General features: G+C 64.7%; 22 protein-coding genes. 14 read left to right on the plus strand and 8 right to left on the minus strand.

Annotated features, from left to right (window positions below):
* Positions 1–209: 209 nt before the first annotated feature.
* From zwf to QO014_RS14470, 8 genes are all read left to right on the plus strand, one after another.
* Entirely contained in the window at positions 210–1691 is a 1482-nt protein-coding gene (gene zwf / locus QO014_RS14435; RefSeq protein ID WP_266349428.1) for a glucose-6-phosphate dehydrogenase, read from the plus strand.
* A 107-nt stretch (positions 1692–1798) separates the two neighbouring features.
* The gene (edd, locus tag QO014_RS14440) at positions 1799–3613 is read left to right on the plus strand and encodes a phosphogluconate dehydratase (protein WP_266349429.1); all 1815 of its coding nucleotides are present in this window, start codon (positions 1799–1801) and stop codon (positions 3611–3613) included.
* Between the two features lie 385 nt (positions 3614–3998).
* Positions 3999–5453 (plus strand): siroheme synthase CysG, encoded by a 1455-nt coding sequence (gene cysG / locus QO014_RS14445; RefSeq protein ID WP_266349430.1) that lies wholly within the window; start codon positions 3999–4001, stop codon positions 5451–5453.
* Positions 5454–5462: 9 nt separating this feature from the next.
* On the plus strand, positions 5463–5780 hold the full coding sequence (locus QO014_RS14450; protein WP_266349431.1) for a DUF2849 domain-containing protein: 318 nt from the start codon (positions 5463–5465) through the stop codon (positions 5778–5780).
* 3 nt (positions 5781–5783) lie between these two features.
* A complete protein-coding gene (locus tag QO014_RS14455) occupies positions 5784–7442 on the plus strand; it encodes a nitrite/sulfite reductase (protein ID WP_266349432.1) in 1659 nt (552 codons plus the stop codon).
* Positions 7429–8199, plus strand: coding sequence for a phosphoadenylyl-sulfate reductase (locus QO014_RS14460; RefSeq protein WP_266349433.1), 771 nt, complete (start codon positions 7429–7431; stop codon positions 8197–8199). Before QO014_RS14455 ends, QO014_RS14460 begins: the two co-directional genes overlap by 14 nt.
* 1 nt (position 8200) lies before the next feature.
* On the plus strand, positions 8201–8722 hold the full coding sequence (locus QO014_RS14465; protein ID WP_266349434.1) for a DUF934 domain-containing protein: 522 nt from the start codon (positions 8201–8203) through the stop codon (positions 8720–8722).
* 104 nt (positions 8723–8826) lie between these two features.
* A complete protein-coding gene (locus QO014_RS14470) occupies positions 8827–9354 on the plus strand; it encodes a DUF1269 domain-containing protein (protein ID WP_266349435.1) in 528 nt (175 codons plus the stop codon).
* A 178-nt stretch (positions 9355–9532) separates the two neighbouring features.
* Here the strand turns inward: QO014_RS14470 and QO014_RS14475 are convergent, their stop codons facing one another.
* The 5 genes from QO014_RS14475 to QO014_RS14495 all read right to left on the minus strand — a co-directional run bounded on the left by QO014_RS14475 (position 9533) and on the right by QO014_RS14495 (position 14436).
* Positions 9533–10630, minus strand: a complete 1098-nt coding sequence (locus tag QO014_RS14475; protein WP_266349920.1) for an ABC transporter permease — start codon at positions 10628–10630, stop codon at positions 9533–9535.
* Positions 10631–10671: 41 nt separating this feature from the next.
* Positions 10672–11640: an ABC transporter ATP-binding protein gene (locus QO014_RS14480; RefSeq protein WP_266349921.1), complete on the minus strand. Its 969-nt coding sequence runs from the start codon at positions 11638–11640 to the stop codon at positions 10672–10674.
* Between the two features lie 17 nt (positions 11641–11657).
* A complete protein-coding gene (locus QO014_RS14485) occupies positions 11658–12632 on the minus strand; it encodes an HlyD family secretion protein (RefSeq protein WP_266349436.1) in 975 nt (324 codons plus the stop codon).
* Positions 12629–13378 (minus strand): CerR family C-terminal domain-containing protein, encoded by a 750-nt coding sequence (locus QO014_RS14490; protein WP_266349437.1) that lies wholly within the window; start codon positions 13376–13378, stop codon positions 12629–12631. The genes QO014_RS14485 and QO014_RS14490 overlap by 4 nt, the downstream gene beginning before the upstream one ends.
* Before the next feature lie 98 nt (positions 13379–13476).
* A complete protein-coding gene (locus tag QO014_RS14495; RefSeq protein WP_266349438.1) occupies positions 13477–14436 on the minus strand; it encodes an NAD-dependent epimerase/dehydratase family protein in 960 nt (319 codons plus the stop codon).
* 140 nt (positions 14437–14576) lie between these two features.
* On the opposite strand from QO014_RS14495, the gene QO014_RS14500 reads away from it, so the two are divergent.
* Together QO014_RS14500 and QO014_RS14505 are read left to right on the plus strand one after the other, a co-directional pair.
* Positions 14577–14915 (plus strand): ArsR/SmtB family transcription factor, encoded by a 339-nt coding sequence (locus QO014_RS14500; protein WP_266349439.1) that lies wholly within the window; start codon positions 14577–14579, stop codon positions 14913–14915.
* Positions 14916–14926: 11 nt separating this feature from the next.
* A complete protein-coding gene (locus QO014_RS14505) occupies positions 14927–15823 on the plus strand; it encodes an SRPBCC family protein (RefSeq protein WP_266349440.1) in 897 nt (298 codons plus the stop codon).
* Between the two features lie 8 nt (positions 15824–15831).
* Here QO014_RS14505 and QO014_RS14510 read toward each other — a convergent pair whose 3' ends face one another.
* From QO014_RS14510 to QO014_RS14520, 3 genes are all read right to left on the minus strand, one after another.
* The gene (locus QO014_RS14510) at positions 15832–17109 is read right to left on the minus strand and encodes an NAD(P)/FAD-dependent oxidoreductase (protein WP_266349441.1); all 1278 of its coding nucleotides are present in this window, start codon (positions 17107–17109) and stop codon (positions 15832–15834) included.
* A 94-nt stretch (positions 17110–17203) separates the two neighbouring features.
* Entirely contained in the window at positions 17204–18601 is a 1398-nt protein-coding gene (locus QO014_RS14515) for an aspartate aminotransferase family protein (RefSeq protein ID WP_370877148.1), read from the minus strand.
* 135 nt (positions 18602–18736) lie between these two features.
* Positions 18737–20164, minus strand: coding sequence for a glutamine synthetase family protein (locus QO014_RS14520; protein ID WP_370877149.1), 1428 nt, complete (start codon positions 20162–20164; stop codon positions 18737–18739).
* A 180-nt stretch (positions 20165–20344) separates the two neighbouring features.
* On the opposite strand from QO014_RS14520, the gene QO014_RS14525 reads away from it, so the two are divergent.
* The 4 genes from QO014_RS14525 (at position 20345) to QO014_RS14540 (ending at position 24473) form a co-directional block, all read left to right on the plus strand.
* Complete coding sequence (locus QO014_RS14525) at positions 20345–21442, plus strand: polyamine ABC transporter substrate-binding protein (RefSeq protein WP_266349443.1); 1098 nt, start codon at positions 20345–20347, stop codon at positions 21440–21442.
* Between the two features lie 91 nt (positions 21443–21533).
* Complete coding sequence (locus tag QO014_RS14530; protein ID WP_266349444.1) at positions 21534–22685, plus strand: ABC transporter ATP-binding protein; 1152 nt, start codon at positions 21534–21536, stop codon at positions 22683–22685.
* Between the two features lie 10 nt (positions 22686–22695).
* Positions 22696–23658: an ABC transporter permease subunit gene (locus QO014_RS14535; RefSeq protein WP_370877150.1), complete on the plus strand. Its 963-nt coding sequence runs from the start codon at positions 22696–22698 to the stop codon at positions 23656–23658.
* Entirely contained in the window at positions 23655–24473 is an 819-nt protein-coding gene (locus tag QO014_RS14540) for an ABC transporter permease (protein ID WP_266349445.1), read from the plus strand. Before QO014_RS14535 ends, QO014_RS14540 begins: the two co-directional genes overlap by 4 nt.
* Positions 24474–24525: the final 52 nt, after the last annotated feature.

The following is a 24525-nucleotide window of genomic DNA, read 5'->3' on the forward strand; positions in this document are numbered from 1 at the left end:
TGGCCTATATTGTGCTTCGCAATTCATCGGGCCGTTGCCGGCGATGGAAGCGAGGCGGAGCATACGTGAATCGCACGACTCCGATTTTATTTCGGTGCTCTAATTTTTTCCCTCAACATATGAAGCGGAATTGATTACGAGACATGGTGCGGAGGCTGGCGGCCCGAGGGCTGGCGGTTTCGTGCCGGGTGAGCGGGAAAGAGGAATTCATGACCAGTCGTATCATAGCCGTCGACCCTTTCGACCTCGTGGTTTTCGGAGCAACCGGCGACCTGGCTTATCGCAAGCTGATTCCGGCGCTCTTCCATCGCCATCGCGATGGCCAGATTCCAGACGTTTCCCGCATCATCGGCTGCTCGCGCCGGCCCATGACGGACGAGGCCTATCGCAAGGCGACCGAGGACGCGCTGAAGAAGTTCGTGCCGGCCGATGAGCGCGAGCCCGAGCTGGTCGCCTCCTTCCTCGAGCGGATCTTCTATGTCGCCGTCGACGCGACGGCGGAGAAGTCGGGCTGGCCCGATCTCGTCAAGGTGCTCAAGGAAGGCAAGGATCGTGTCCGCGCCTTTTATCTCGCCGTGTCGCCGGACCTGTTCGGCGTCATCTGCGAAGGCATCGGCGCCCATGGGCTGATCACGCCGCAGACCCGCGTCATCATCGAGAAGCCGATCGGCAAGAGCCTCGAATCGGCCATGGCGCTCAGCGACACCGTCGGCAAGGTGTTCAAGGAAAGCCAGATCTACCGTATCGACCACTATCTCGGTAAGGAGACGGTGCAGAACCTCATGGCGCTTCGCTTCGCGAATGCGCTGTTCGAGCCGCTCTGGAACGCCGCCCATATCGACCATGTCCAGATCACGGTCGCCGAGAGCGTCGGCGTCGAGAGCCGGGCCGGCTATTACGACACGGCCGGCGCGCTGCGCGACATGGTGCAGAACCATATCCTCCAGCTCCTCTGCCTCGTTGCGATGGAACCGCCGAGCCAGTTCGAGGCGGATGCAATGCGCGACGAGAAGCTCAAGGTGCTGCGCTCGCTGAAGCCGATCGTGGACGGCATGGCCGAGCAGGTTACGGTGCGCGGTCAGTATCGCGCCGGCGCCTCGGCCGGCGGACCCGTGCCGGGCTATCTCGAGGAACTCGGCCGCAACGATTCGCACACCGAGACGTTTGTCTCGATCAAGGCCGAGATCGAGAACTGGCGCTGGGCGGGCGTGCCGTTCTACATCCGTACGGGCAAGCGCCTGCCTTCGCGCATTTCCGAGATCGTGGTCTCGTTCAAGTCGATCCCGCATTCGATCTTCGGCGCTTCGGCCGGCTCGCTGGCATCGAACCAGCTCGTCATGCGCCTGCAGCCCGACGAGGGCGTGCGCCTCTGGCTGATGATCAAGGATCCCGGTCCGGGCGGCATGCGCCTTCGCCATGTGCCGCTCGACATGAGCTTCGCGCAGACCTTCAAGACGCGCAGCCCCGAGGCCTATGAGCGGCTGATCATGGATGTGATCCGCGGCAACGCCACGCTGTTCATGCGCCGCGACGAGGTCGAGGCCGCCTGGCGCTGGATCGACCCGATCCTCGACGCCTGGTCGACATCGCGCGAGGCACCGAAGTCCTATACGGCCGGCACATGGGGGCCGTCCGCCGCCATCGCGCTGATCGAGCGGGACGGCCGGACCTGGCATGAGGAAATGATCTGAGCCGCGGCTCGCAAGCCTCTGCCGGTTCAATATCGCACCTCGCCCTTGGGGCGGGGTGACGGCTGCTATTGTTGCATCTCCTCCGGGATGAACAGGAGACACCACATATGTCCATCCACCCGAAGATCGCCGAAGTCACGGATCGCATCCGCCTGCGCAGCGAGAAGACGCGAAGCCTCTATCTGCGTCGTCTCGAAGCGGCGAAGAAGGCCGGCCCGCGCCGCGCCGGTCTCGCCTGCGGCAATCTCGCCCATGGTTTCGCGGCCTGCGGCGTGGAGGACAAGGCCAATCTGAAGGGCGATGTCGTGCCCAATATCGGCATCATCACCGCCTATAACGACATGCTCTCGGCCCACCAGCCCTATGAGAGCTATCCCGAGCTGATCCGCCAGGCCGCGCGCGAGGCGGGCGGCGTGGCGCAGGTCGCGGGCGGCGTCCCGGCCATGTGCGACGGCGTCACGCAAGGTCAGACCGGCATGGAGCTGTCGCTCTTCTCGCGCGACGCGATTGCGATGGCGGCCGCGATCGGCCTCTCGCACAACATGTTCGACGCCGCGCTGTTCCTCGGCATCTGCGACAAGATCGTGCCGGGCCTGATGATCGCGGCGCTCTCCTTCGGCCACCTGCCGACGATCTTCGTGCCGGCCGGCCCGATGACCTCGGGCATGCCGAACGACGAGAAGGCGCGTATTCGCCAGCTCTATGCCGAAGGCAAGGTCGGCCGCGCTGAACTGCTCGAGGCCGAAAGCGCCTCCTATCACGGCCCGGGCACCTGCACCTTCTACGGCACGGCCAATACCAACCAGATGATGATGGAGATCATGGGCCTGCACCTGCCGGGCGCCTCCTTCGTCAATCCGAACACGCCACTGCGCGACGCGCTCACCAAGGCGGCCACCAAGCGCGCGCTCGCGATCACGGCGCTCGGCAATGAGTTCACGCCGATCGGCGAGATCGTCGACGAGAAGGTGATCGTGAACGGCGTCGTCGGCCTCAATGCGACCGGCGGCTCGACCAACCACACCATGCATCTGGTAGCGATGGCGAAGGCCGCCGGCATCCAGCTCACCTGGGACGATTTCTCGGATCTTTCCGATGTGACGCCCCTGCTGACGCGCGTCTATCCAAACGGCGTCGCCGATGTGAACCATTTCCATGCCGCGGGCGGCATGAGCTTCCTGATCCGCGAATTGCTGCAGGCGGGCTATCTGCACGACGACGTCAAGACCGTCTGGGGCAATGGCCTCTCGGCCTATACGGTCGAGCCCAAGCTCGACGAAGCGGGCGCGATCGTCTGGAGCGAGGGCGCGACCACGAGCCTCGACGAGAAGGTGCTGGCGCCGGTCTCCAAGGCGTTCTCCGTCTCGGGCGGCCTCAAGGTGCTCTCGGGCAATATCGGTCGCGGCGTGATCAAGATCTCGGCCGTGAAGCCGGAGCGCCGGTTCATCGAAGCGCCCGCCAAGGTGTTCCACACGCAGGAAGACCTGCAGCACGCCTTCAAGGCGGGCGAGCTCAATGGCGATTTCGTTGCCGTGATCCGCTTCCAGGGTCCGAAGGCGAACGGCATGCCCGAATTGCACAAGCTGACGCCGACGCTCGGCGTTCTGCAGGATCGCGGCCACCGCGTCGCGCTCGTCACCGACGGCCGCATGTCCGGCGCCTCGGGCAAGGTGCCGGCGGCGATCCACGTGACGCCCGAGGCCGTGGATGGCGGCCCGATCGCCAAGATCCGCGACGGCGACTTGATCCGCCTCGATGCCGAGGCGGGAACGTTCGAGGTCCTGATCGACGAAGCCGTCTTCGCGGCCCGGCCTGCGGTGACGCTCGATCTGTCGGAGAACGAATTCGGCCTCGGCCGCGAATTGTTCCACCTCTTCCGCGCCAATGCGGAATCGGCCGAGCTGGGCGCCGGCGTGTTCTAAGGCGCCTGACGCCTGTCGGAATGGAAGCTCGCCTGAGCCTTCCATTCGCAGGCCGAGCAGGATCATGCCCCCGCGGGGGCAGGACTTTCTCGGCAGAACAGTATACCTAAATCACGATAGAATTAGTCGTGTATTAGCAAGGTCGTTTTGGCTCGTACGAGCATCGGTCGCTACCGATTGTTCCGTGCAAATGCGGGGAATTTGGTCCGGGCGCCGGCACATGGGTTCCAAAGCGTCGTGCTGCGCCTTGCTGCGTCTCAAGGGAATGTTTTTTCGCCACCGCCGCAGATATTGGAACCTGCATCGTCGTGTTCCGGCGGCGCTTTCTCTAAATAGCTTGCAAGAATTCCAGTATTGCGCTCCAGCGCGCATGGGGAGGTCGTCGATGGCAATAGCCCGTCGCAAGCTCGGCACGTTCCCGGCCTTCCACCGTGTGGAGGGACGCCGGGTCGTGGTCGTCGGCGGGGGCGAGGAAGCGGCGGCGAAACTCCGGCTTCTGGCCGAGACCAGCGCCGATCTCGTACTCTTTGCACCTGAACTCGAAGCCGATGCGTCCCGCGATGTCGGGGCGACCGGCGCGATCTGGCATGCGACATGGCCGACGGCGCAGGATATCGAGGGCGCGGCTCTCGTCTTTGCCGCGACCGGCGATCTCGATCGCGACATCGTCGTCCGCGATCTCGCCAAGTCGGCCGGCGTGCCGGTCAATGTCGTCGACCGTCCCGATCTTTGTGATTTCTTCACGCCGGCCCTCGTCAATCGGGCGCCGCTCTGCGTCGCCATTTCCACGGAGGGTGCCGCGCCCGTGCTGGCGCGCCATGTGCGCGCGCGGATCGAGGCGCTGCTGCCGCCCGCTATCGGCGATCTCGCAGGTCTCGCGGAGCGGCTGCGGGAGCGCGTCGGCGCCCGGATCAAGGGCGTCGAGGCGCGTCGCCGGTTCTGGGCACATTTCTTCACCGGACCGACGGCGGCCAAGCTTCTGTCCGGCCAGCTCGCCGAGGGCGAAGCCGAGGCCGGCGTTGCGATCGAGCGCTCGGCTGCGGGCGCTCTTGCTGGCCATGTCGGTCTCGCCGGGCATGTCAGCCTCGTCGGCGCCGGGCCCGGCGCGGAGGACCTGCTGACGCTGCGCGCGCAGCGCGTGCTGCAGGAGGCCGACGTCATCGTCTATGACAAGCTCGTTCCCGAGGCGATCGTCGCCATGGGAAGGCGGGATGCGTTGCGCATCTATGTCGGTAAGGCCAAGGGCGCGCATGCCGCCAGCCAGGACGAGATCAACGACATTCTGGTGCGTGAGGCCCGCGACGGCAGGCGGGTCGTGCGCCTGAAATCCGGCGACCCGCTCGTCTTCGGCCGCGCAGGCGAGGAGATGGCGGCGCTGCGGGCGGCGGGTATTCCGTTCGACATCGTCCCCGGCATCACGGCCGCGATCGCAGCGGCCGCGGAGAACGAGATTCCGCTGACGCTGCGCGGCGTGGCGTCGAGCCTGGTGATCGCCACCGGCCATGATCTCAAGGGCGATACCCTGCCGGACTGGGCGAACCTCGCTCTCTCCGGTGCCACGGTCGCCGTCTATATGGGGCGGACGGTTGCGGCCAAGGTCGCGGCCCGCTTGATCGAGAACGGGCTTGCCGTCTCGACGCCCGTCGCCGTGATCGAGAACGCCTCGCGCGACGATCGCAAAGCCTATGCCGGCCGTCTCGACGAACTGGCCGGCCTCGCCGACCGACCGGAGATCGACGGGCCGGTGATCATCATTGTCGGCCGCGTGGTGGCGGAAAGCGCGTTGGGCGTCGCTCCGATGCCGCTCGCAGCCATGACGTTTCAAGAACGGGCGGCCTGAGGAAACGACATGACCGACAAGCTCATTACCGCAAATAATCTGGGCGACGGCCTCGTCGTCTTCCTGACGAGGGATGGCGGCTGGACCACCGATATCGCGCAGGCGCGCGTCATCGGACCGTCGGAGATCGATGCGGCGCTCGTCTATGCCAAGGCCCAGCACGATGCGCGCATCGTAATCGAGCCCTATGAGATCGAGACGACGGTCGAGGACGGCGTCCCCGTTCCCGTGCGGCTGCGCGAGCGCATCCGTGCCGCCGGGCCGACCGTCGCCTATGGCGAAGCTGAACTTCTCGAGCGGGCAGCCGCTTCAAAGCATCCGGGTTGATCGATGTATCGTTACGATGAGTTCGACCATGAGTTCGTGACCGCCCGCGTCGCGCAGTTCCGCGACCAGGTCGAGCGGCGCGTCAGCGGCGACATCACGGAAGACCAGTTCAAGCCGCTCCGGCTGATGAACGGCGTCTATCTCCAACTGCACGCCTATATGCTGCGCATCGCCGTGCCTTATGGCACGCTCAACGGCCGTCAGGTGCGGATGCTGGCGCATATCGCGCGCAAATATGATCGCGGCTACGGCCATTTCACGACGCGGCAGAACATCCAGTTCAACTGGCCCAAGCTGTCGGACATTCCCGATATCCTGGCCGAACTCGCCACCGTCGAGATGCACGCGATCCAGACCTCGGGCAATTGCATCCGCAATGTCACGGCTGATCATTTTGCGGGTGCTGCCGCCGACGAGGTCGCCGATCCCAGGCCCTATGCCGAAATCCTGCGGCAATGGTCGTCGCTGCATCCCGAATTCCTCTTCCTGCCCAGGAAGTTCAAGGTCGCGGTGACCGGCGCCGAGCGCGACCGTGCGGCGATCCAGTTGCACGATATCGGCCTGCATCTGAAGCGGAACGAGAGAGGCGAACTCGGCTTTGCCGTCTATGTCGGCGGCGGCCAGGGCCGCACACCCATGGTGGCGAAGAAGATCCGCGACTTCCTGCCCGAAGAGGACCTGCTCTCCTATTCGGAGGCTATCCTCCGCGTCTACAATCTGAACGGCCGTCGCGACAACAAATACAAGGCGCGCATCAAGATCCTCGTCCATGAGACGGGCCTTGAAGAGATCGCGCGCCAGGTCGAGGAGGAATGGGAGCGCATTCGCGCCGGCGCCCTCAAGCTGCCGCTCGACGAGGTGGAACGCATCCGCGCCTATTTCGCGGCGCCCGATGCGCTGAAGCCGCTCCAGCCCAGCGCCGCGCTCGCGACCGCACGGGCCGCCGATCCGGAATTCGACGCCTGGGTGAAGCGCAACACGCATCCTCATCGCGTGCCGGGCCATGTCTCGGTCACGATCTCGCTGAAGGCGATCGGCGGCACGCCGGGCGACGCCACGGCCGACCAGATGGAAGCCGTCGCCGATCTGGCCGAGCGCTATGCCTTCGATGAGGTCCGCGTCAGCCATGAGCAGAACCTGATCCTGCCGCATGTCGCCGAGGGAGACTTGGCCGCGATCTATGCGAGCCTGGTCGCGAACGATCTCGCGGCCGCCAATGCGGGCTTCATTACCGACATCATCGCCTGCCCCGGCCTCGATTATTGCGCGCTCGCCAATGCCCGGTCCATTCCGGTAGCCCAGCGCATTTCGCAGCGCTTCGGCGATATTGAACGGCAGCGCGAGATCGGCGATCTCAAGATCAAGATCTCCGGCTGCATCAATGCCTGCGGCCACCACCATGTCGGCCATATCGGCATTCTCGGCGTCGAGAAGAAGGGCGAGGAGTTCTACCAGATCTCGCTCGGTGGCTCGGGCGACGAGAACGCGGCGATCGGCGAGATCATCGGGCGCGGCTTCTCGACCGAGGAGATCGTCGACGCGATCGAGACGCTGGTCGATACCTATATCGCGCAGCGCGAGAGCCCGGAGGAGACCTTCCTCGCCGCCTATCAGCGCCTCGGCCAGGCCCCGTTCAAGGAAGCGCTCTATGGCACGGCTTGATCCGGCGGCGTCCGGCTTCGACCAGCCCGCGCCGGTGTTCGACCATGAGAGCGCCGGCCTGCAGGATGTCGCGGTGCTGAACGCGCGGGCGGCCGGCCTTTCCTCCCGCGAGGTCGTGGCGCGCGCGCTGTTCGAGCTTTTCCCGGAGCGGATCGCGCTGGTGTCGAGCTTCGGCGCGGAATCCTCCGTGCTGCTGCATCTGGTCGCCTCGGTCGATCGCAGCGTGCCGGTGGTGTTCATCGATACGCTCAGGCTCTTTCCGGAAACGCTCGCCTATCGCGACACGCTCGTCGAGCGGCTGGGCCTCACGAATGTGCGGACCGTCGTCCCGCTCGCCGAGACATTGGCGGCGCAGGATCCCTATAAGGGGCTCTGGATGAGCAATGCCGATCTTTGCTGCCACATCCGCAAGACCGAGCCGCTGGAGCGCGCGCTCGAGGGCTTCGATGCATGGTTCACCGGCCGCAAGCGCTTCCAGGCCGCGACGCGCGCCGAGATCCAGCTCTTCGAGCGCGATGGTGCCCGCATCAAGGTCAACCCGCTCGCGACATGGTCCTCGGCGGAACTCAAGGCCTATATGGCCGAGCACGACCTGCCGGCGCACCCGCTGGTGGCGCAAGGCTATCCCTCGATCGGCTGCGTGCCCTGCACCTCGAAGGTGAAGCCGGGCGAGGACGAACGCGCCGGGCGCTGGCGCGGGCTCGACAAGATCGAGTGCGGCATTCATCTTGGCGAGAAAGACGGCAGCGGCATCTGACATGGCACTCTGGAAAAACGGCGCATTCGCCGAGGACAATTTCAGGCTCGTCCCCGACGAGGCGGCGCTCGCCGATGGCGAGCCGTCGATCGTGACGCTGGCGCGTTTTCGCGCCGAGCGCGACCAGTTGCTCGGGCGCAATACACCGATCGGCCTGCTCATTCCACCGGGCGCCGACTGGTCCGATATCGTCGGTGACCTCTCGCGCTTCTCCGTCATCGCGCTCGACCTGCCGAAATTCGCCGATGGCCGCGCCTTCTCGATCGGCCGGTTGCTGCGCGACCGTGACGGCTTCACGGGCGAATTGCGCGCCGTCGGCGCCTTCTTCCTCGACCAGATGCCATTCCTGAAACGCGTCGGCTTCGACGCATTCTCGACCAGTGATCCGCTGGTCCTAAAGGGGCTGGAAGAGGGGCGCTGGCCCGAGGTCACGGAATATTATCAGCCCGCTTCGGACATCGGCGAAGTGCCCGCCGGCAAGCGGCCCTGGGCGCGGCGGCCGGCTCCGAAGGCGGCCGAATAGGCCACACGAGACTGTGCGGCTCCGTATTGTTGCGGACTGTCATCGGCTTGTGAGCATGCTATGCAAGCGTCGGCATAAAGCCCAACTAGCGTGAGGTTCGCTCCATGTCCGATCTCGTTGTCATCGTCTATCCGTCCGAAGAAAAGGCTGAAGAGGTTCGTCAGCACCTTCTGAAGCTGCAGAAGGAATATCTGATCACGCTCGCCGACGCGGTGATCGCGGTGAAGACCGAGAGCGGCCACATCAAGCTGAACCAGCTCGTCAACACGACGGCGACGGGCGCCATTTCGGGCGGCTTCTGGGGCCTGCTGATCGGTACGCTGTTCCTGATGCCGGTCGTCGGCGCGGCGATCGGTGCCGCCTCGGGCGCCCTCGGTGGCGCGCTGGCCGATTTCGGCATCGACGACAAGTTCATCAAGGAACTCGCCGAGAGCATCCAGCCGGGCAATGCGGCGCTCTTCGTGCTGATCAAGCAGATGACGGCCGACAAGGTCCTGGAAGAGATCAAGGGCTCGGGCGGCGTCGTGCTCAAGACCTCGCTCGACCACACCAAGGAGCAGGCGCTCCGCGACGCGCTCAACGCGTCCGTCCCGGCCGAGACGACCCCGGAAGCCCCGGCTCCGCAGGCGTAAAGACGTTCCACTTTCGCGGTATCGGTCTGCGACCGGTCCGAACAAGACTCCGTCATCCCGGGCGAAGACCCGGGATCCATTCAGCTGTTAAGACGCTCGGCAAAGCTCCCGGCGCTTCGGCTGAATGGATCCCCGCTTGCGCGGGGATGACGGCTCGAATGGGCTGCTCGCCTTCTGCTCAGTCCAGCGTCCGCCGATAGCGGAAGAGGGCGATGGTCGCGACGACGAGCCAGAAGGCTGCGATCGCGCCGAGCTCCCCGCTGATGTCGCCCATGTGGCTGCCCTTCAGCATGATGCCGCGCACCGAGCGCAGATAATGCGTCAGCGGCAGGACCGAGCCGACCCATTGGGCCCATTCCGGCATGCCGCGAAAAGGGAACATGAAGCCGGAAAGCAGGATCGAGGGCAGGAACCAGAAGAAGGTCATCTGCATCGCCTGCATCTGGCTCCGCGCGATCGTCGAGAACGTGTAGCCCAGCGTCACATTGGCGGCGATGAAGACCAGCGTGGCGGCGAGCAGCAACGCCATCGATCCCATCATCGGCACGTGGAACAGGAACTCGGCGCAGATCAGGATCAGCGACACCTGCACCAGCCCGATGCCGATATAGGGCACGATCTTGCCGATCATGATCTCGACCGGCGTCGCCGGCATGGCCATGAGGTTTTCGAGCGTGCCGCGCTCTCGCTCGCGTGTCAGCGCCAGTGCCGTCATCAGGATCGTCGTCATGGTGAGGATGGTGCCGAGCAGGCCGGGCACGATGTTGTACGCGGTGATGCCCTCGGGATTGTAGCGGCGGTGAATGATGAGATCGACCGCCGATGGCGTCGTCGCCTTGGTCGCGAGCGGCCCGGCAAGCTGCCGCGCCAGCGCAATATCGATGATCTGGGGCAGCGCGCCCAGCGTGTTCGACGTCGCCGAGGGATCGGTCGCATCGGCCTCGATCAGGATCTGGGGCCTCAGACCGCGCACCAGGTCGCGCTCGAAATCGGGCGGAATGGAAATGACATAGGCGGCCGTGCCGTCCATCAGCGCCTTGTCGGCGTCCGCCTCGCTCGCAATCCCCGGCGCGATCGCGAAATAGTCCGAGCTCGCCAGCGCCGCGACGATCGCGCGCACGTTCGGCCCGTTATCGGCGGCGGTGATCAGAGCCGGCAGGCGCTTCGGGTCGGTATTGATCGCATAGCCGAACAGGACGAGTTGCAGCACCGGAATCACGAGGATCATCGCGAAGGTCAGCCGGTCGCGCTTCAGCTGGATGATCTCCTTGATCATCAGTGCGCTGATGCGCGAGGGCGAGAAGCGGCTGGCGGCACTCACGCGGGGCGTCCGTTCTCGTCGGGCCCGTTGGGCGGTCGGTCCTCGATCCGCGCCGTCTGCATCAGGCGGATGAAGACGTCTTCGAGGCTCGTCTCGCCGGGCCGGGCGACGGCCGCGCTGCCGATCTCCGCCAGCGCGGTGTCGACGGCCTGTTGCAGGACCATGGGATCGGGCCCGACGACATGGAGATCATTGCCGAACGGCGCAACCTGCTCCACGCCTGGTCGGTCACGCACCGCATTGGCGATGGCGATGATGTCGCCGCCGCTGATGATCATGGTGGAGAGGCCAGATTGCGCGATCACCTCGGCGACCGTCCCGCGGGCGACGATATGGCCATAGGCGATATAGATGATGCGATGGCAGCGCTCGGCCTCGTCCATGTAATGGGTCGAGACGAGGACGGTGAGGCCGTCCGCCGCGAGCCGATGGATCTCGTCCCAGAACTCCCGCCGCGCGAGCGGGTCGACCCCGGCGGTGGGCTCGTCGAGCAGCAATAGTTTCGGCTGGTGCATGACGGAGGCGGCGAGCGCGAGACGCTGCTTCCAACCGCCCGAGAGCGAGCCGGCCAGCTGGTTGCGCCGGGAGGTCAGGCCGAGCCGCTCCAACGTTTCCCGGACGCGCTCCTTCCGATGATCGATCGCATAGATCCGTGCAACGAAATCGAGATTCTCGCGGATCGTCAGGTCCTCGTAGAAGGAGAAGCGCTGCGTCATGTAGCCGACCTCGCGCTTGATCCGGTCGGCATCCTTCAGAATGTCCATGCCGAGGCAGGTGCCGGAGCCCGAATCCGGCTTGAGCAGGCCGCAGATCATGCGGATCGTCGTCGTCTTGCCGGAACCGTTGGGCCCGAGGAAGCCGACGATTTCGCCCCGCTTCACATCGAGGGCGACATCATCGACGACCTTCTTGCCGCCGAAGCTCTTGGTCAGGCCGGAAATCGCGATGACTGTCTCGCCCGCCATGGCGTCGGCCACAATGGTCAGCTCCCGGACGCGAGCGTGATATCGAGCGGCTGTCCGGGATCGAGCTGCAAAGCGGCCCCTTCCGGCAGGGCCTCGACGCGGAAGACCAGCTTGGCGCGGCTTTCCTTGGAATAGATCACCGGCGGCGCGAACTCGGCGTCGGTGGCGACATTCGAGACGGTGGCCGCGAGACCGCTGGCGCAGCCGTCGCAGCCAATGGCGATGCGGGTGCCGGGCGCAACGCGCGACCGGGAGGTCTCCGGCACGAAGAAGACGACCTTGCGGGCGCCGCTTTCCGGCAGCAGCGAGATGACGGCCTGGCCGGCCGGCACCATCTCGCCGACGCGATAGAATGTGTTCTCGATCCGCCCGGCCGTGGGGGCCGAGCGGCTGCGCCGCGCGAGCGCCGTCTGGGCCGCTTGAACAGCCGCATCGAGCGCGGCGAGGTTCTGCGTCGCGGCATCAATGGCGTCGGGGCGCGCTGCGAGTTCCGCAACCGCACGGTTCTCGCGGGCGGCGCCGACCCTGGCTTTGGCGACGTCGAGGTCGGCGGTCGATTGATCGAGCGATGCGACCGAGGCCACGGCCTTGCTCGAGAGCGCCTGATAGCGATCATAGGCCTTCTGTGCCGCAGTCAACGTCGCCTCGGCCTCGGCGAGCTGGGCGTCGAGAACACGGATTTCCTCAGGCCGCCTGCCGCTCTTCAAATCGGCCAGCGTGGCGGCGCCGGCCGCCCGCTTGGCCTCGGCTTCGACAAGGGCGGACCGTTCGTCGCGATCATCCTGCTCGAAGAGAACGGCGTCCGCGGCGACATGGTCGCCGCGCTTGACCGCCAGATTGGTGAGCCGCCCGCCGGTCTCGGGTCCGATCAGGACATACTCACCCTCGATATAGCCCTGCATCGTCGGCGCTCCCGCCTTCTCGCCACAGGCCGAAACGGCAGCGGCGATCAGGGCGAAGAAGACCGATGAAGCAAGCCTCGATGATGTCATGCTGCCGTTTCGAGAGGGAGAGCGAAACCGACGATCCTGTCGATATTCTCCTCGACCACCCGGGCGATCAAGTCCAGCTCCTCGTCACCGAGCGCGTTTCGCCCCAGCCGGCGCAAGATCATCGGCCGCCCGATGTGGAAGATGAAGATCTGCCCCATGATCGTCGCGCTCCGCACGATCGCCTCGTCCGATTGCGGCGCAAGGTCGAACAGAATGCCGATCAGCCCGTTGAGCGGATCCTGGTCGCTGCAAAGATGCTCATAGACGGCATCGAAGGTCGAAGACGGGTCCATCTGCTCGCGCAGGATGAAGCGAGACCAAAGCTCCGCCTCTTCCTCGCGGAGCATGGACTGAACCTTCCAGCGGATCAGCTTTCGCAGCATGATTCGCGCGCCCGCCTTGTCCGGCGAGCCATTCAGGTAGTCCCGCGCCTCCGCCTGTTCGGTGTGCATGTGGCGCGTGATCTGTTCGATCACATATTCGGTCACCGCACGGTGAAGGGCTTCCTTGCTCCCGAAATGATAGACGATGGCAGCCAGATTCGCGTCGGCGCGCTTGGCGATGTCGCGCGTCGAAGCCGCCTCGAAGCCATAGCGGCCGAAGGCGTCGAGCGCTGCGAGGAGCAGTCGGTGCCGGGTTTCCGCGCCGCGATCATGGCGCGCCTTGCGATAATGACGCGAGGCCGGCATCTGGGGGCCACTGCCGCCCGCGTCGCGCTCGCTCGCTTCCAGTTCAAGCTTGGCCAAGATTCGCTCCTTATCGTCCGCAATTCTGGCCGATATATCAATCGATCGATTGATTTTGTCAAACGATCGATTGATTTGTTTCTGAATGTTGCTCGGCTTCACTCCCGGCGGACGGTGCCGGCCTCGACAAGCCACTGGACGGCCTCATAGACCGCTTCGAGCGAGTTGTAGCGCGGCTTGTAGCCGAGCAGGCGGACCGCCTTCTCGATCGAGCAGTTGGGGCTGTGGGCGATGTGGTCGAAGGTGGCCTGCGCCAGCTCCGGGCTGTGCAGGCCTTCGAACTCCGGCCATGGCACGAAGCGGAGCCTGGCTTCGCGGCCGAACCATCCCGCAACGGCCTCCGCATAGCCACAAAGGCTGATGGCGGCCGGCGAGACCGTGTGGAAGGCCTCGCCCTTCGCCTGGCTCCAATGCGCGATCGCGGCCATGAACATCTGCGCCACGTCGTCGGCATGGACATGGTGGACGGTTTCGAGACCGAAATTGGCGATCGTCACCTCGCGTTCGGTGGCGAGCGCGGTGAAGATCTCGGGATCGAAATGGCCGGCCGGATTGAGCGGCGCCCAGCCCGGGCCGACAATATGTCCCGGATGGACGATGGTGGCGGGAAAGCCCGTGCGGCGGGCATGGTCGAGCAGATAGGCCTCAATCGCCGCCTTCTGGATGCCGTACTCGCCAAAGGGCCGGCGCGGTGCGGTCTCCAGCGTCGGCACGGTGACGCTGGGGCCGTGCACCCAGATCGTGCCGGTATGCAGGAAGTGCTGCACTTGTCCGTCCAGCGCCTCGACCAGATGGCGGGCGCTGTCGAGCGTGAAGCAGATCATGTCGATGACAATGTCGGGGCGGAGCGAACGGATCGTTTCGCCGAACGTGCCGGCTGCCTCCTCGGCCACCCGGTCGACGGCAAGCGTCTCCACCTGCGTCCAGGCGCCGTGCGGTTGATAGGGCGCACGCTGGCCCCGGCTCACATTCACGACGTCGAAACCGGCTTCCACGAGCCGCGGCACCAGATAGGTCCCGACATGGCCGCTGCCGCCGATGATCACCACCCGCGTCATTGCATCCTCCCTCAAAACGCTGCGGCGATGGTAGCCGAAGTCGCGCGGGCTGTCCGGTGCCGGGCTTCGTGGCCGCGTCCTGCGCGCTTCGCCCTGTAGCACGGCCTTGATAGGGGCCGTCAATCGTGATACTTAAGCATATGCTTAACCAATCAGCCGTACTCGATCAGGTCTTTCATGCGCTCGCCGATCCGACGCGGCGCACCATCGTCGAGCGGCTGACGCGCGGGCCCGTCTCGGTCAGCGCGCTGGCCGAGCCGCTTTCCATGTCGCTGCCGGCCGTGCTGCAGCATTTGCAGGTGCTGGAAGCGAGCGGGCTGGTTCGCTCCGAAAAGGTCGGCCGCGTGCGGACCTGCCGGATCGAGCCGGAGACATTGAAGACGGTGGAGGACTGGGTCGCGGAACGGCGGGCGGTCTGGGAGACCCGGTTCGACCGGCTCGCCGCTTTCCTCGCCGAGGAAGAGGATCAATCGAAATGAAGGAGGAGATCATGACGAAACGAACGGCCGAGCACGCGACATTCGTAATCGACCGCGTCTTCGCCGCGGCCCCGGGGCGCGTCTTCAACGCCTTTGCCGATGAGAAGGCCAAGGCGCGCTGGTTCGGCGGACCGAAGGAGTGGGACCAAGGCGAGCGCTCGATGGATTTTCGCGTCGGCGGTCGCGAGGTCAATCGCGGCGGCCCGGCCGGAGGGCCGCAGCATTCATTCGAGGCGCTCTATTGGGACATCGTGCCGAACGAGCGCATCGTCTACAGCTACGAGATGCATCTCGACGACAGGAAGATCTCGGTCTCGCTCGCCACGATCGAGATGAAGCCGGAAGGCAGCGGCACCCGCCTCGTCGTCACCGAGCAAGGAGTGTTCCTTGATGGATATGACGACAATTCGAGCCGCGAGCACGGTACGCGCCAACTGATCGAGACGCTCGGGCGGTCCCTGGAGGAGGATGGTGGCGATGACCAGCACGCCGTCGTGCTGCATCGCATTGTCGATCTGCCGCCGGCCGAGCTGTTCAAGGCGTGGTCCGATCCGGAACGGCTGAAGAACTGGTGGGGGCCGAACGGCTTCACCAACACCTTCCATGAATATGACCTGCGGCCGGGCGGCGCCTGGCGCTTCGTCATGCACGGTCCAGACGGCCAGAACTATCCGAACGAGAGCGTCTTCGTCGATGTGGACGAGCCGAAACGGATCGTCTTCGACCATCTGAACGGTCATATTTTCCGCATGACCTTCGCCCTGACCGATCTCGGCGGCCAGACGGATCTCGAAATGCGCATGAGCTTCCCCACCAAGGAGGACTGCGACGCGATCCGTGCCTTCGTGACGGAGAAGAACGGCGAAGTTCTCGATCGCCTGGAAGCGGAAATGGCCAGCGCGGGCTGAACCTGTCGTCAGATCCGGTCGCGGAGCGCGTACCAGCTCATGCCCGCGACCAGCGCCGGCCAGCGCAGCAGCTTGCCGCCGGGAAAGCGCGGGCAGGGCAGGGCGGCGAAGCGGTCGAGCTTGCCGGGATCGCCGAGGATCGCCTCGGCGATGACCTTGCCGCCGAAGGGCGCCAGTGCCACGCCCTGGCCGGAATAGCCGGATGCCGCATAGACGCCGGTCTTCAGCCGGCGCAGAAAGGGCAGGCGATTGACCGTCACGGCGAGCGTGCCACCCCATCCATAATCGATCCGCGCATTGGCGAGCTTCGGATAGATCTTGAGCAGATGGGCGCGGACGAAGGCGACGATATCGGCCGGGTCTCTGCGCGAATAGGTCTCGCCGCCGCCGAAGAGGATGCGGCCGTCCGGCGTCGGGCGCCAGTAATAGACTACGAAGCGCGAATCCGAGACCGCCTCGCCGCCGGGAATGAGCCCACCCGGCTCGCCTGCGCCGATCGGCTCGGTCGTCAGGATATAGTTCTTGATCGGCATGGCGCTGGTCTCGGTCTCCTCGTCTATGCCGTCGAGAAGACCATTGCCGGCGAGAACCACGATGTCGGCCGTGATGCGGCCACGCCCGGTCTCGATGACGGTCGCCTTGCCCTTGTCGAGGCGGATCGCCCCCGTTCCCTCATGAATGCGCGCGCCGGCCTTCTGCGCCGCGCGGGCGAGACCTTGCGCGAATTTGAGCGGGTGGAGATGGCCGGCGGTGCGATCGAGCCGCCCGCCATAATAGCCATCGGAGCCGATCATGGCCGGCAGGCGGTCGCGCTCGATCCATTCGGCATGGCTGTAGCCATAATCGACATTGAGCTTCTCGACATAGTGGCGCTCTTCCGCGACCAGCCTTTGCTTGTGCACGGCCTCGATCAGGCCCGGGCGCCATTCCGCGTCGATGCCGTGCCGCTCGATCAGGCTCATCACCAACGCCTTGGATTCCTCGGCGAGGCCCCAGAGCTCATGCGCCGCCGGGCGGCCGAGATGGCGTTCCAGCCAGTCCTGGTCGCGGCGCTGGCCGGTGTGAAGCTGGCCGCCATTGCGCCCCGATGCGCCCCAGCCGATTTTCTCCGCCTCGATCAGGACGACGTCGATGCCGGCTTCGGCCAGATGCAGCGCGCAGGAAAGACCCGTAAACCCGCCGCCAATGATCGCGACATGCGCCTTGGCGTCGCCGTCGAGCGGCGGAAATGTCAGGTTCTGGTCGGCGGTCGCGGCGTACCAGGAGGGAGCGTGCGGCTGGGTCATGCCGTAGCGCCGATGAAAGGCTCCGGCCGAACCACCTCCCTCTCCCTTGCAGGGAGGGTTGGGGAGGGGGCCAGAACGAAGGGGGCGATCCGCTTCAAATCAAACCCAGCCGCTTCACTTCGGCGTAGGTGTCGTCCAGCGTCGTCTTCGCGATCGCCAGAAGCTGGTCCGCCTCGTCATGAGAGAGCGTGAGTGGCGGGGAGAGGATCAGCGAATCCCGCACTGCGCGCATGACGAGCCCGTTCTTGAACGAGAAATCGCGCGCGATCGTGCCGACCTTGCCCGTATCCGGGAATTTCTGCTGCCGCGACGGCTTGTTCGGTACCAGTTCTAGCGCGCCCATCAGCCCGGTCATGCGGGCTTCGCCCACCAGCGGATGCTCGCCGAGCGCCTTCCAGCCGGCTTGCAGATAGGGTCCGATATCGTCGCGGACGCGGTCGACCAGCTTCTCATCCTCGATGATGCGCAGGTTTTCGAGCGCCGCCGCAGCGGCGACCGGATGCGCGCCATAGGTGAAGCCATGATGGAATTCGCCGCCCGGCCCGATCAGCACATCGGAGACCTTGTCGGAGACCATGACGCCGCCAATCGGCAGATAGCCTGATGAAAGCCCCTTGGCGATCGGCATCAGGTCGGCGGCGATGCCGAAGGTCTCGGAGCCGAACCAGTTGCCGGTGCGGCCGAAGCCGGTGATGACCTCGTCGGCAACGAGCAGGATCTCGCGATCCTTCAGGATGCGCGCGATCTCGGGCCAATAGGTGGAGGGCGGAATGATGACGCCGCCGGCGCCCTGGATCGGCTCGGCGATGAAGGCGCCGATATTCTCCTCTCCGATCGCCTCGATCGCCTTTTCGAGCTCGCGCGCAGCCTGCACGCCGAATTCCTCTGGAGTCGCGTCGCCGCCCTCGCCGAACCAGTAGGGCTGAGCGATATGGTGGATGCCGGGGATCGGCAGGCCGCCCTGGCTGTGCATCGACTTCATGCCGCCAAGGCTGGCGCCGCCCATGGTTGAGCCGTGATAGGCGTTGTTGCGCGCGATGATGACCGACTTGCCCGGCTTGCCGAGGCTCGCCCAATAATGGCGGACCATGCGGATGACGGTGTCGTTCGCCTCCGAGCCCGAGCCGACATAGAAGACATGGTTGAACTGCGGCGGCGCGAGGCGCGCGAGCGTTTCCGAAAGCGCGATGGCCGGCGGGTGGGTCGTCTTGAAGAAGGTGTTGTAATAGGAGAGATCGGCCATCTGGCGCTGGATGGCGTCGGCGATCTCCTTGCGGCCGTGACCGATATTGACGCACCAGAGGCCGGCCATGCCGTCGAGGATGCGATTACCGTCGGAATCGTAGATCCACGACCCCTCGGCCCTGACGATGACGCGGCTGCCCTCGGCATTGAGCGCCTTCATATCCGAGAAGGCGTGGATGTGATGCGCCGCATCGCGTGCGCGATAATCGGCCGTCAGATTGGAGAGTTTGGTCAATTTGGCAGCCACGCTTCCTGGAAATCCACTATCCGTTGTCATTGCCGGGCTCGGCCCGGCAATCCAGCTTCAACTGCACCAGCCACCAGTCTGGATTGCCGGGTCAAGCCCGGCAGTCACATGGCCCGGAGAGCCGACCAGCGCGCCTCACACATTCAGCAGCAGGAATTCGCGTTCCCACGGGCTGATCACCTGCATGAAGGTCTCATATTCGGCCTGCTTGATCGCGCGATAGGTCGAGACGAAGCGCTTGCCGAAGATCTCGACCAGTTCCTCGCATTCCTCGAACACCGAGACGGCTTCGAGAATGCTGCGCGGCAGGTCGATCTCGTCGGAATTGGCGGAGCCGCTGACCGGCTCGCCCGGCTTCTGGCTTTCGATCAGGCCGAGATAGCCGCAGGCGAGCGAGGCGGCGATGGCGAGATAGGGGTTGGCATCGGAGGAGGGGAGCCGGTTTTCGAGCCGACGTCCGGCCGGCGAGGAGTTCGGCACGCGGAGCCCGACCGTCCGGTTGTCATAGCCCCATTGCGTGTTGACGGGGGCGGAGGACGAGCGGACGAGCCGGCGATAGGAGTTCACATAGGGCGCCAGCATGCACATCACCGCCGGCAGATATTTCTGCGAGCCGCCGATGAAGGAGAAGAATTCCGGCGTCGGGTCGCCATCGGCGTCGGAGAAGATGTTCCGGCCCGTCTCGGCGTCGACGACCGACTGGTGGATATGCATCGCCGAGCCGGGCTCGCGCGACATCGGCTTGGCCATGAAGGTCGCGTACATGTCGTGGCGCAGCGCCGCCTCGCGGATCGTCCGCTTGAACAGGAACACCTGGTCGGCGAGCGCCAGCGGATCGCCATGCAGCAGATTGATTTCCATCTGCGCCGCGCCTTCCTCGTGGATCAGCGTGTCGATCTCGAGGCCCTGCGCTTCAGAAAAATCGTAGATGTCGTCGAAGAGATCGTCGAACTCGTTGATCGCCGCGATCGAATAGGATTGCCGCGCCGCCTCGGGCCGGCCGGAGCGGCCGGTCGGCGGCTCGAGTTGGTAGTCGGGATCGGTGTTCGGCTTGACGAGGTAGAATTCGATTTCGGGCGCGACGACCGGCTTCCAGCCCTGGTGCTGGTAGAGCTCGACCATGCGGCGCAGCACCTGGCGCGGCGCCGTTTCGACCGGCCGCCCATCGCGGTGATAGCCGTCATGGATGATCTGGGCCGTGGGATCGCTCTCCCAGGGCACGACGGCGAGCGTCGAGAAGTCCGGCTCGAACAGGATGTCGTTGTCGGCTTCGTCGCTCTTATAGTCCTCGTCGTCGGGCGGATAGTCGCCCGTAATGGTCTGCGTCAGGATCGAACCGGGCATGGACATGGTCGGCCCGGTCAGGAACTTGCCGACCGGCATCATCTTGCCACGCGCCACGCCAGCCTGATCGGGAACGATGCATTCGATGTCTTCGATGCCGCGGGCGCGCAGCCATTCACGGGCGTCCTCGATCGACTTCGTACCCCTGATCGCGTCTTCGGGCGCTTTCGTGGGCTTCTTCCGTTTCGTCACGGTTTCTCCTTGGGCTAACGCCAGCATGACAGGGGAAGTGTCGTCACGGTCACGCCGAAGTCAACTGTGACGGGTGCGTCAGCAAGAGTGCGGCGTCGCAGCATGAATCTGTTGAGCAAATCGGCAAAGCCTCATAACGTCTAAAAAAGAGGCCTGTCCAAAGCCGTCCCAGGCCGTCGATCCGGCATCACTGCAGAGGGTGAACTGATGAAGACGATATTGAGCCGCGTGGTTCTGTCCGCGGCGATGCTTGTCGGTGGCTCCGTGCTGGCCATGGCCGCCGACAAGGAAGTCCACATCTACAACTGGTCGGACTATATCGATCCGACCATCCTGGAGGATTTCACCAAGCAGACCGGGATCAAGGTCGTCTACGACGTCTATGATTCCAACGAGATGGTCGAGACCAAGATGCTGGCGGGCGGCTCGGGCTACGACATCGTCGTGCCGACCGATCGCAACATGCAGCGCCTGATCCAGGCCGGCGTGTTCCAGCCGCTCGACAAGTCGAAGATCCCGAACCTGCAATATGCCTGGCCGGAGATCTACAAGCGCCTCGAGACCTATGATCCCGGCAACCAATATGCCGTGAACTACATGTGGGGCACCACCGGCATTGGCTACAACAAGAAGCTGATCGCCGATCGCATGGCCGATGCGCCGGTCAATTCGATGGACATGATCTTCAAGCCGGAAGTCGCGGCGAAGTTCGCCGATTGCGGCATCTATGTCCTCGATTCGGCCGACGACGTCATGCCGGCGGCGCTCAACTATCTCGGCCTGCCGCCCGATTCGAAGGAGACCGCCGATCTCGAAAAGGCCGCGGCGCTGATCGAATCCGTCCGCCCCTATATCCGCAAGTTCCATTCCTCGGAGTTCATCGAGGCGCTCGCCAATGGCGATGCCTGCATCGCCTTCGGCTTCTCCGGCGATATCCTCCAGGCGCGCGACCGCGCCGCCGAGGCCAAGAACGGCGTCGAGATCGCCTATTCGATCCCGAAGGAAGGCGCGCTGCTCTGGATGGATTCGATGGTCGTGCCGAAGGATGCGCCGAATGCGGACGCCGCCTTCGCCTTCATCAACTATATCCAGACGCCGCAGGTGATCGCCAAGGCGACGGATTACGTGAACTATCCGAACGGCAATCTGGAATCGCAGAAATACGTCAATCCGGACATTCTGAAGGACACGTCGATCTATCCGGACCCGACGACGCTCTCCCATCTCTACACGACGACGCCGAACGATCCGAAGGTCCAGCGCGTGCTGACGCGTCTCTGGACGAAGGTGAAGACCGGCAGCTAAGATCGCTTCGCGGGCCCGGCATAGACCGGGCCCGTTTCATATCGGGGGCAGGATCTCAGGCGGGATCCGAGGGCAAGAAGGCTGATAGGCGATGGCAGCTAAAGCGATCGGGCCGGTCCGGCGATCCTTTGCACCGTGGAATGATCCGAACGCGAAGCCATTCATCGAATTCAGGAACGTCACCAAGACATTCGGCGATTTCACCGCCGTCGATGATCTCTCGCTCGGCATTTACGAGCGCGAGTTCTTCGCGCTGCTCGGGCCGTCGGGCTGCGGCAAGACCACCTTGATGCGCATGGTCGCGGGCTTCGAGGAGCCGACCAGGGGGCATGTCCTGCTCGATGGGCAGGACCTCGTCGGTATTCCGCCCTACAGGCGGCCGACCAACATGATGTTCCAGTCCTATGCGCTGTTTCCGCACATGTCGGTCTGGGAGAATATCGCCTTCGGGCTCAAGCAGGACGGCATGCCCAAGGCCGATATCGTGGCGCGCGTCGACGAGATGCTTACCCTCGTCAAGCTCGAGCAGTTCGCCAAGCGCAAGCCGCACCAGCTTTCCGGCGGCCAGCGCCAGCGCGTGGCGCTCGCCCGCTCGCTCGCCAAGAAGCCCAAGGTGCTGCTGCTCGACGAACCGCTCGGCGCGCTCGACAAGAAGCTGCGCGAGGAGACCCAGTTCGAACTGACCGACCTGCAGATGCGGCTCGGCATGACCTTCCTGATCGTGACGCACGACCAGGAAGAGGCCATGACCGTTGCCGACCGCATCGCCGTGATGGACCGTGGCAAGATCATCCAGATCGCGACGCCGGCAGAGATCTACGAGCAGCCCAATTCGCGCTATGTCGCGGACTTCATCGGCGACATCAATCTGCTGGAAGGGCGGCTTTCGAGTGTGGGAGCCGGCGGCGCCAAGCTCGAATGCGTCGGCACGGGCGCGACCGTCGATGTCGCGCAGGATGTCTCTGCCCGTGTCGGCGACCAGGCCTGGTTCGCCATCCGGCCGGAAAAGGTCACGATCTCGCTGACGCCGCCGGCCGATCCGAACGTCAATGCCGTCTCGGGCGAGGTCTGGGATATCGGCTATCTCGGCGATGTCTCGATCTACCATGTTCGTCTGGCGACAGGCGCGACCGTCAAGTCGACCATCACCAACACGACCCGCCTGGTCGAGCGCCCGATCACATGGGAAGACAAGGTGTGGCTGAGCTGGACCCGCGATGGCGGCGTCGTGCTGACGCGGTAGGGGGAACCTCATGGCCGTGACCGATACCCAGCCGACACCGCCGCCCGGTATTGCGGCCCCCGCCGCTCTCGCAAAGCGGGGCCGGCTCCGCTGGCTCGTGGTCGCGATTCCCTATGTCTGGATGCTGCTTCTCTTCCTGGTGCCGTTCTTCATCGTCGTGAAGATCTCCTTCTCGACGACGGCGATCGCATTGCCGCCCTATACGCCGGTGTTCGACCTTTCCGGCGGCCTCTCCGGCATCTGGGACAGCGTCAAGGAATTCACCTTCGACAATTACGTCTTCCTCACGGAAGATTCGCTCTATTGGCGCTCCTATCTCACCAGCCTGCGCATCGCCTTCGTCTCGACCGTGCTGATCCTGATCGTCGCCTATCCGATCGCCTATGGCATGGCACGCGCCCGCAAGGAATGGCGCCCCTCGCTCCTGATGCTGGTGATCCTGCCGTTCTGGACCTCGTTCCTGATCCGCGTCTATGCGTGGATCGGCATCCTGAAGCAGGAAGGCCTGCTCAACCAGTTCCTGCTTTGGCTCGGCGTCATCGACAAGCCGCTGGTGATCATGTCGACAGACTGGGCGGTCTATATCGGCATCGTCTATTCCTATTTGCCCTTCATGATCCTGCCGCTCTATGCGGCGCTCGAGAAAATGGACGAAACCCTGCTCGAGGCGGCGGCTGATCTCGGCTGCCCGCCGATCCAGGCTTTCTGGAAGATCACCTTTCCGCTCTCCCTGCCCGGCGTCGTCGCCGGCTGCTTCCTCGTCTTCATTCCCGTCGTCGGCGAGTTCGTGATCCCGGACCTGCTCGGCGGCTCCAACACGATCATGATCGGGCGGACGCTCTGGAACGAATTCTTCAATAACAGGGACTGGCCGGTCGCCTCGGCGGTGGCCGTCATCCTGCTGCTGATCCTCGTGATCCCGATCGTCTATTTCCAGAACCAGCAGCAAAAAGAAGCGGAGAAGGCACGATGAGACGCGGCCCCTCCTGGTTCAACGTCACCTCGATCACGCTCGGCTTCGCGTTTCTCTACATCCCGATCATCATCCTGGTGATCTATTCGTTCAACGAATCCAAGCTCGTCACCGTCTGGGCCGGCTTCTCGACCAAATGGTACGTGTCGATGCTGAGCAATCAGAGCCTGCTCGACGCCGCCTGGGTCACGGTCCGCATCGCGCTGCTGACGGCGACGCTCGCCACGATCCTCGGCACGCTGGCGGCGCTGACGCTGGTCCGCTATGGCCGCTTCCATGGCCGCACGCTGTTCTCCGGCATGGTCTATGCGCCGCTCGTCATGCCCGACGTGATCACGGGCCTGTCGCTCCTGCTGCTCTTCGTCGCCATCGGCTTCGATCGCGGCTTCTGGACCGTCGTGATCGCGCATGTCACCTTCACCATGTGCTTCGTCACGGTGGTGGTGCAGTCGCGTCTCGTGACCTTCGACATGAGCCTCGAAGAGGCCGCGCTCGATCTCGGCGCCACCCCCGCCAAGACGTTCTTCGCCGTGACGCTGCCGCTGATCCTGCCGGGCGTCGTCGCCGGCTGGATGCTGGCCTTCACGCTGTCGCTCGACGATCTCGTGATCGCGAGCTTCACGACCGGACCGGGCGCGACGACCCTGCCGATGAAGATCTACAGCCAGGTGCGCCTCGGCGTGACGCCGGAGATCAACGCTGTCTGTACGGTGCTGATCGCCATCGTCACGACCGGCGTGCTGATCGCCTCGATCGTGACGAAGCGCCGCGAGGTCGAGCGCCAGCGTGCGGAGCGGCTCGCGATCCAGGGGTAAGGCGCGATCCGCCTTTCCCGTCATTGATGGCCTGCTTAAATTATCCGGGTAA

The organism is Kaistia dalseonensis (assembly GCF_030814715.1).
Lineage (GTDB): Bacteria > Pseudomonadota > Alphaproteobacteria > Rhizobiales > Kaistiaceae > Kaistia > Kaistia dalseonensis.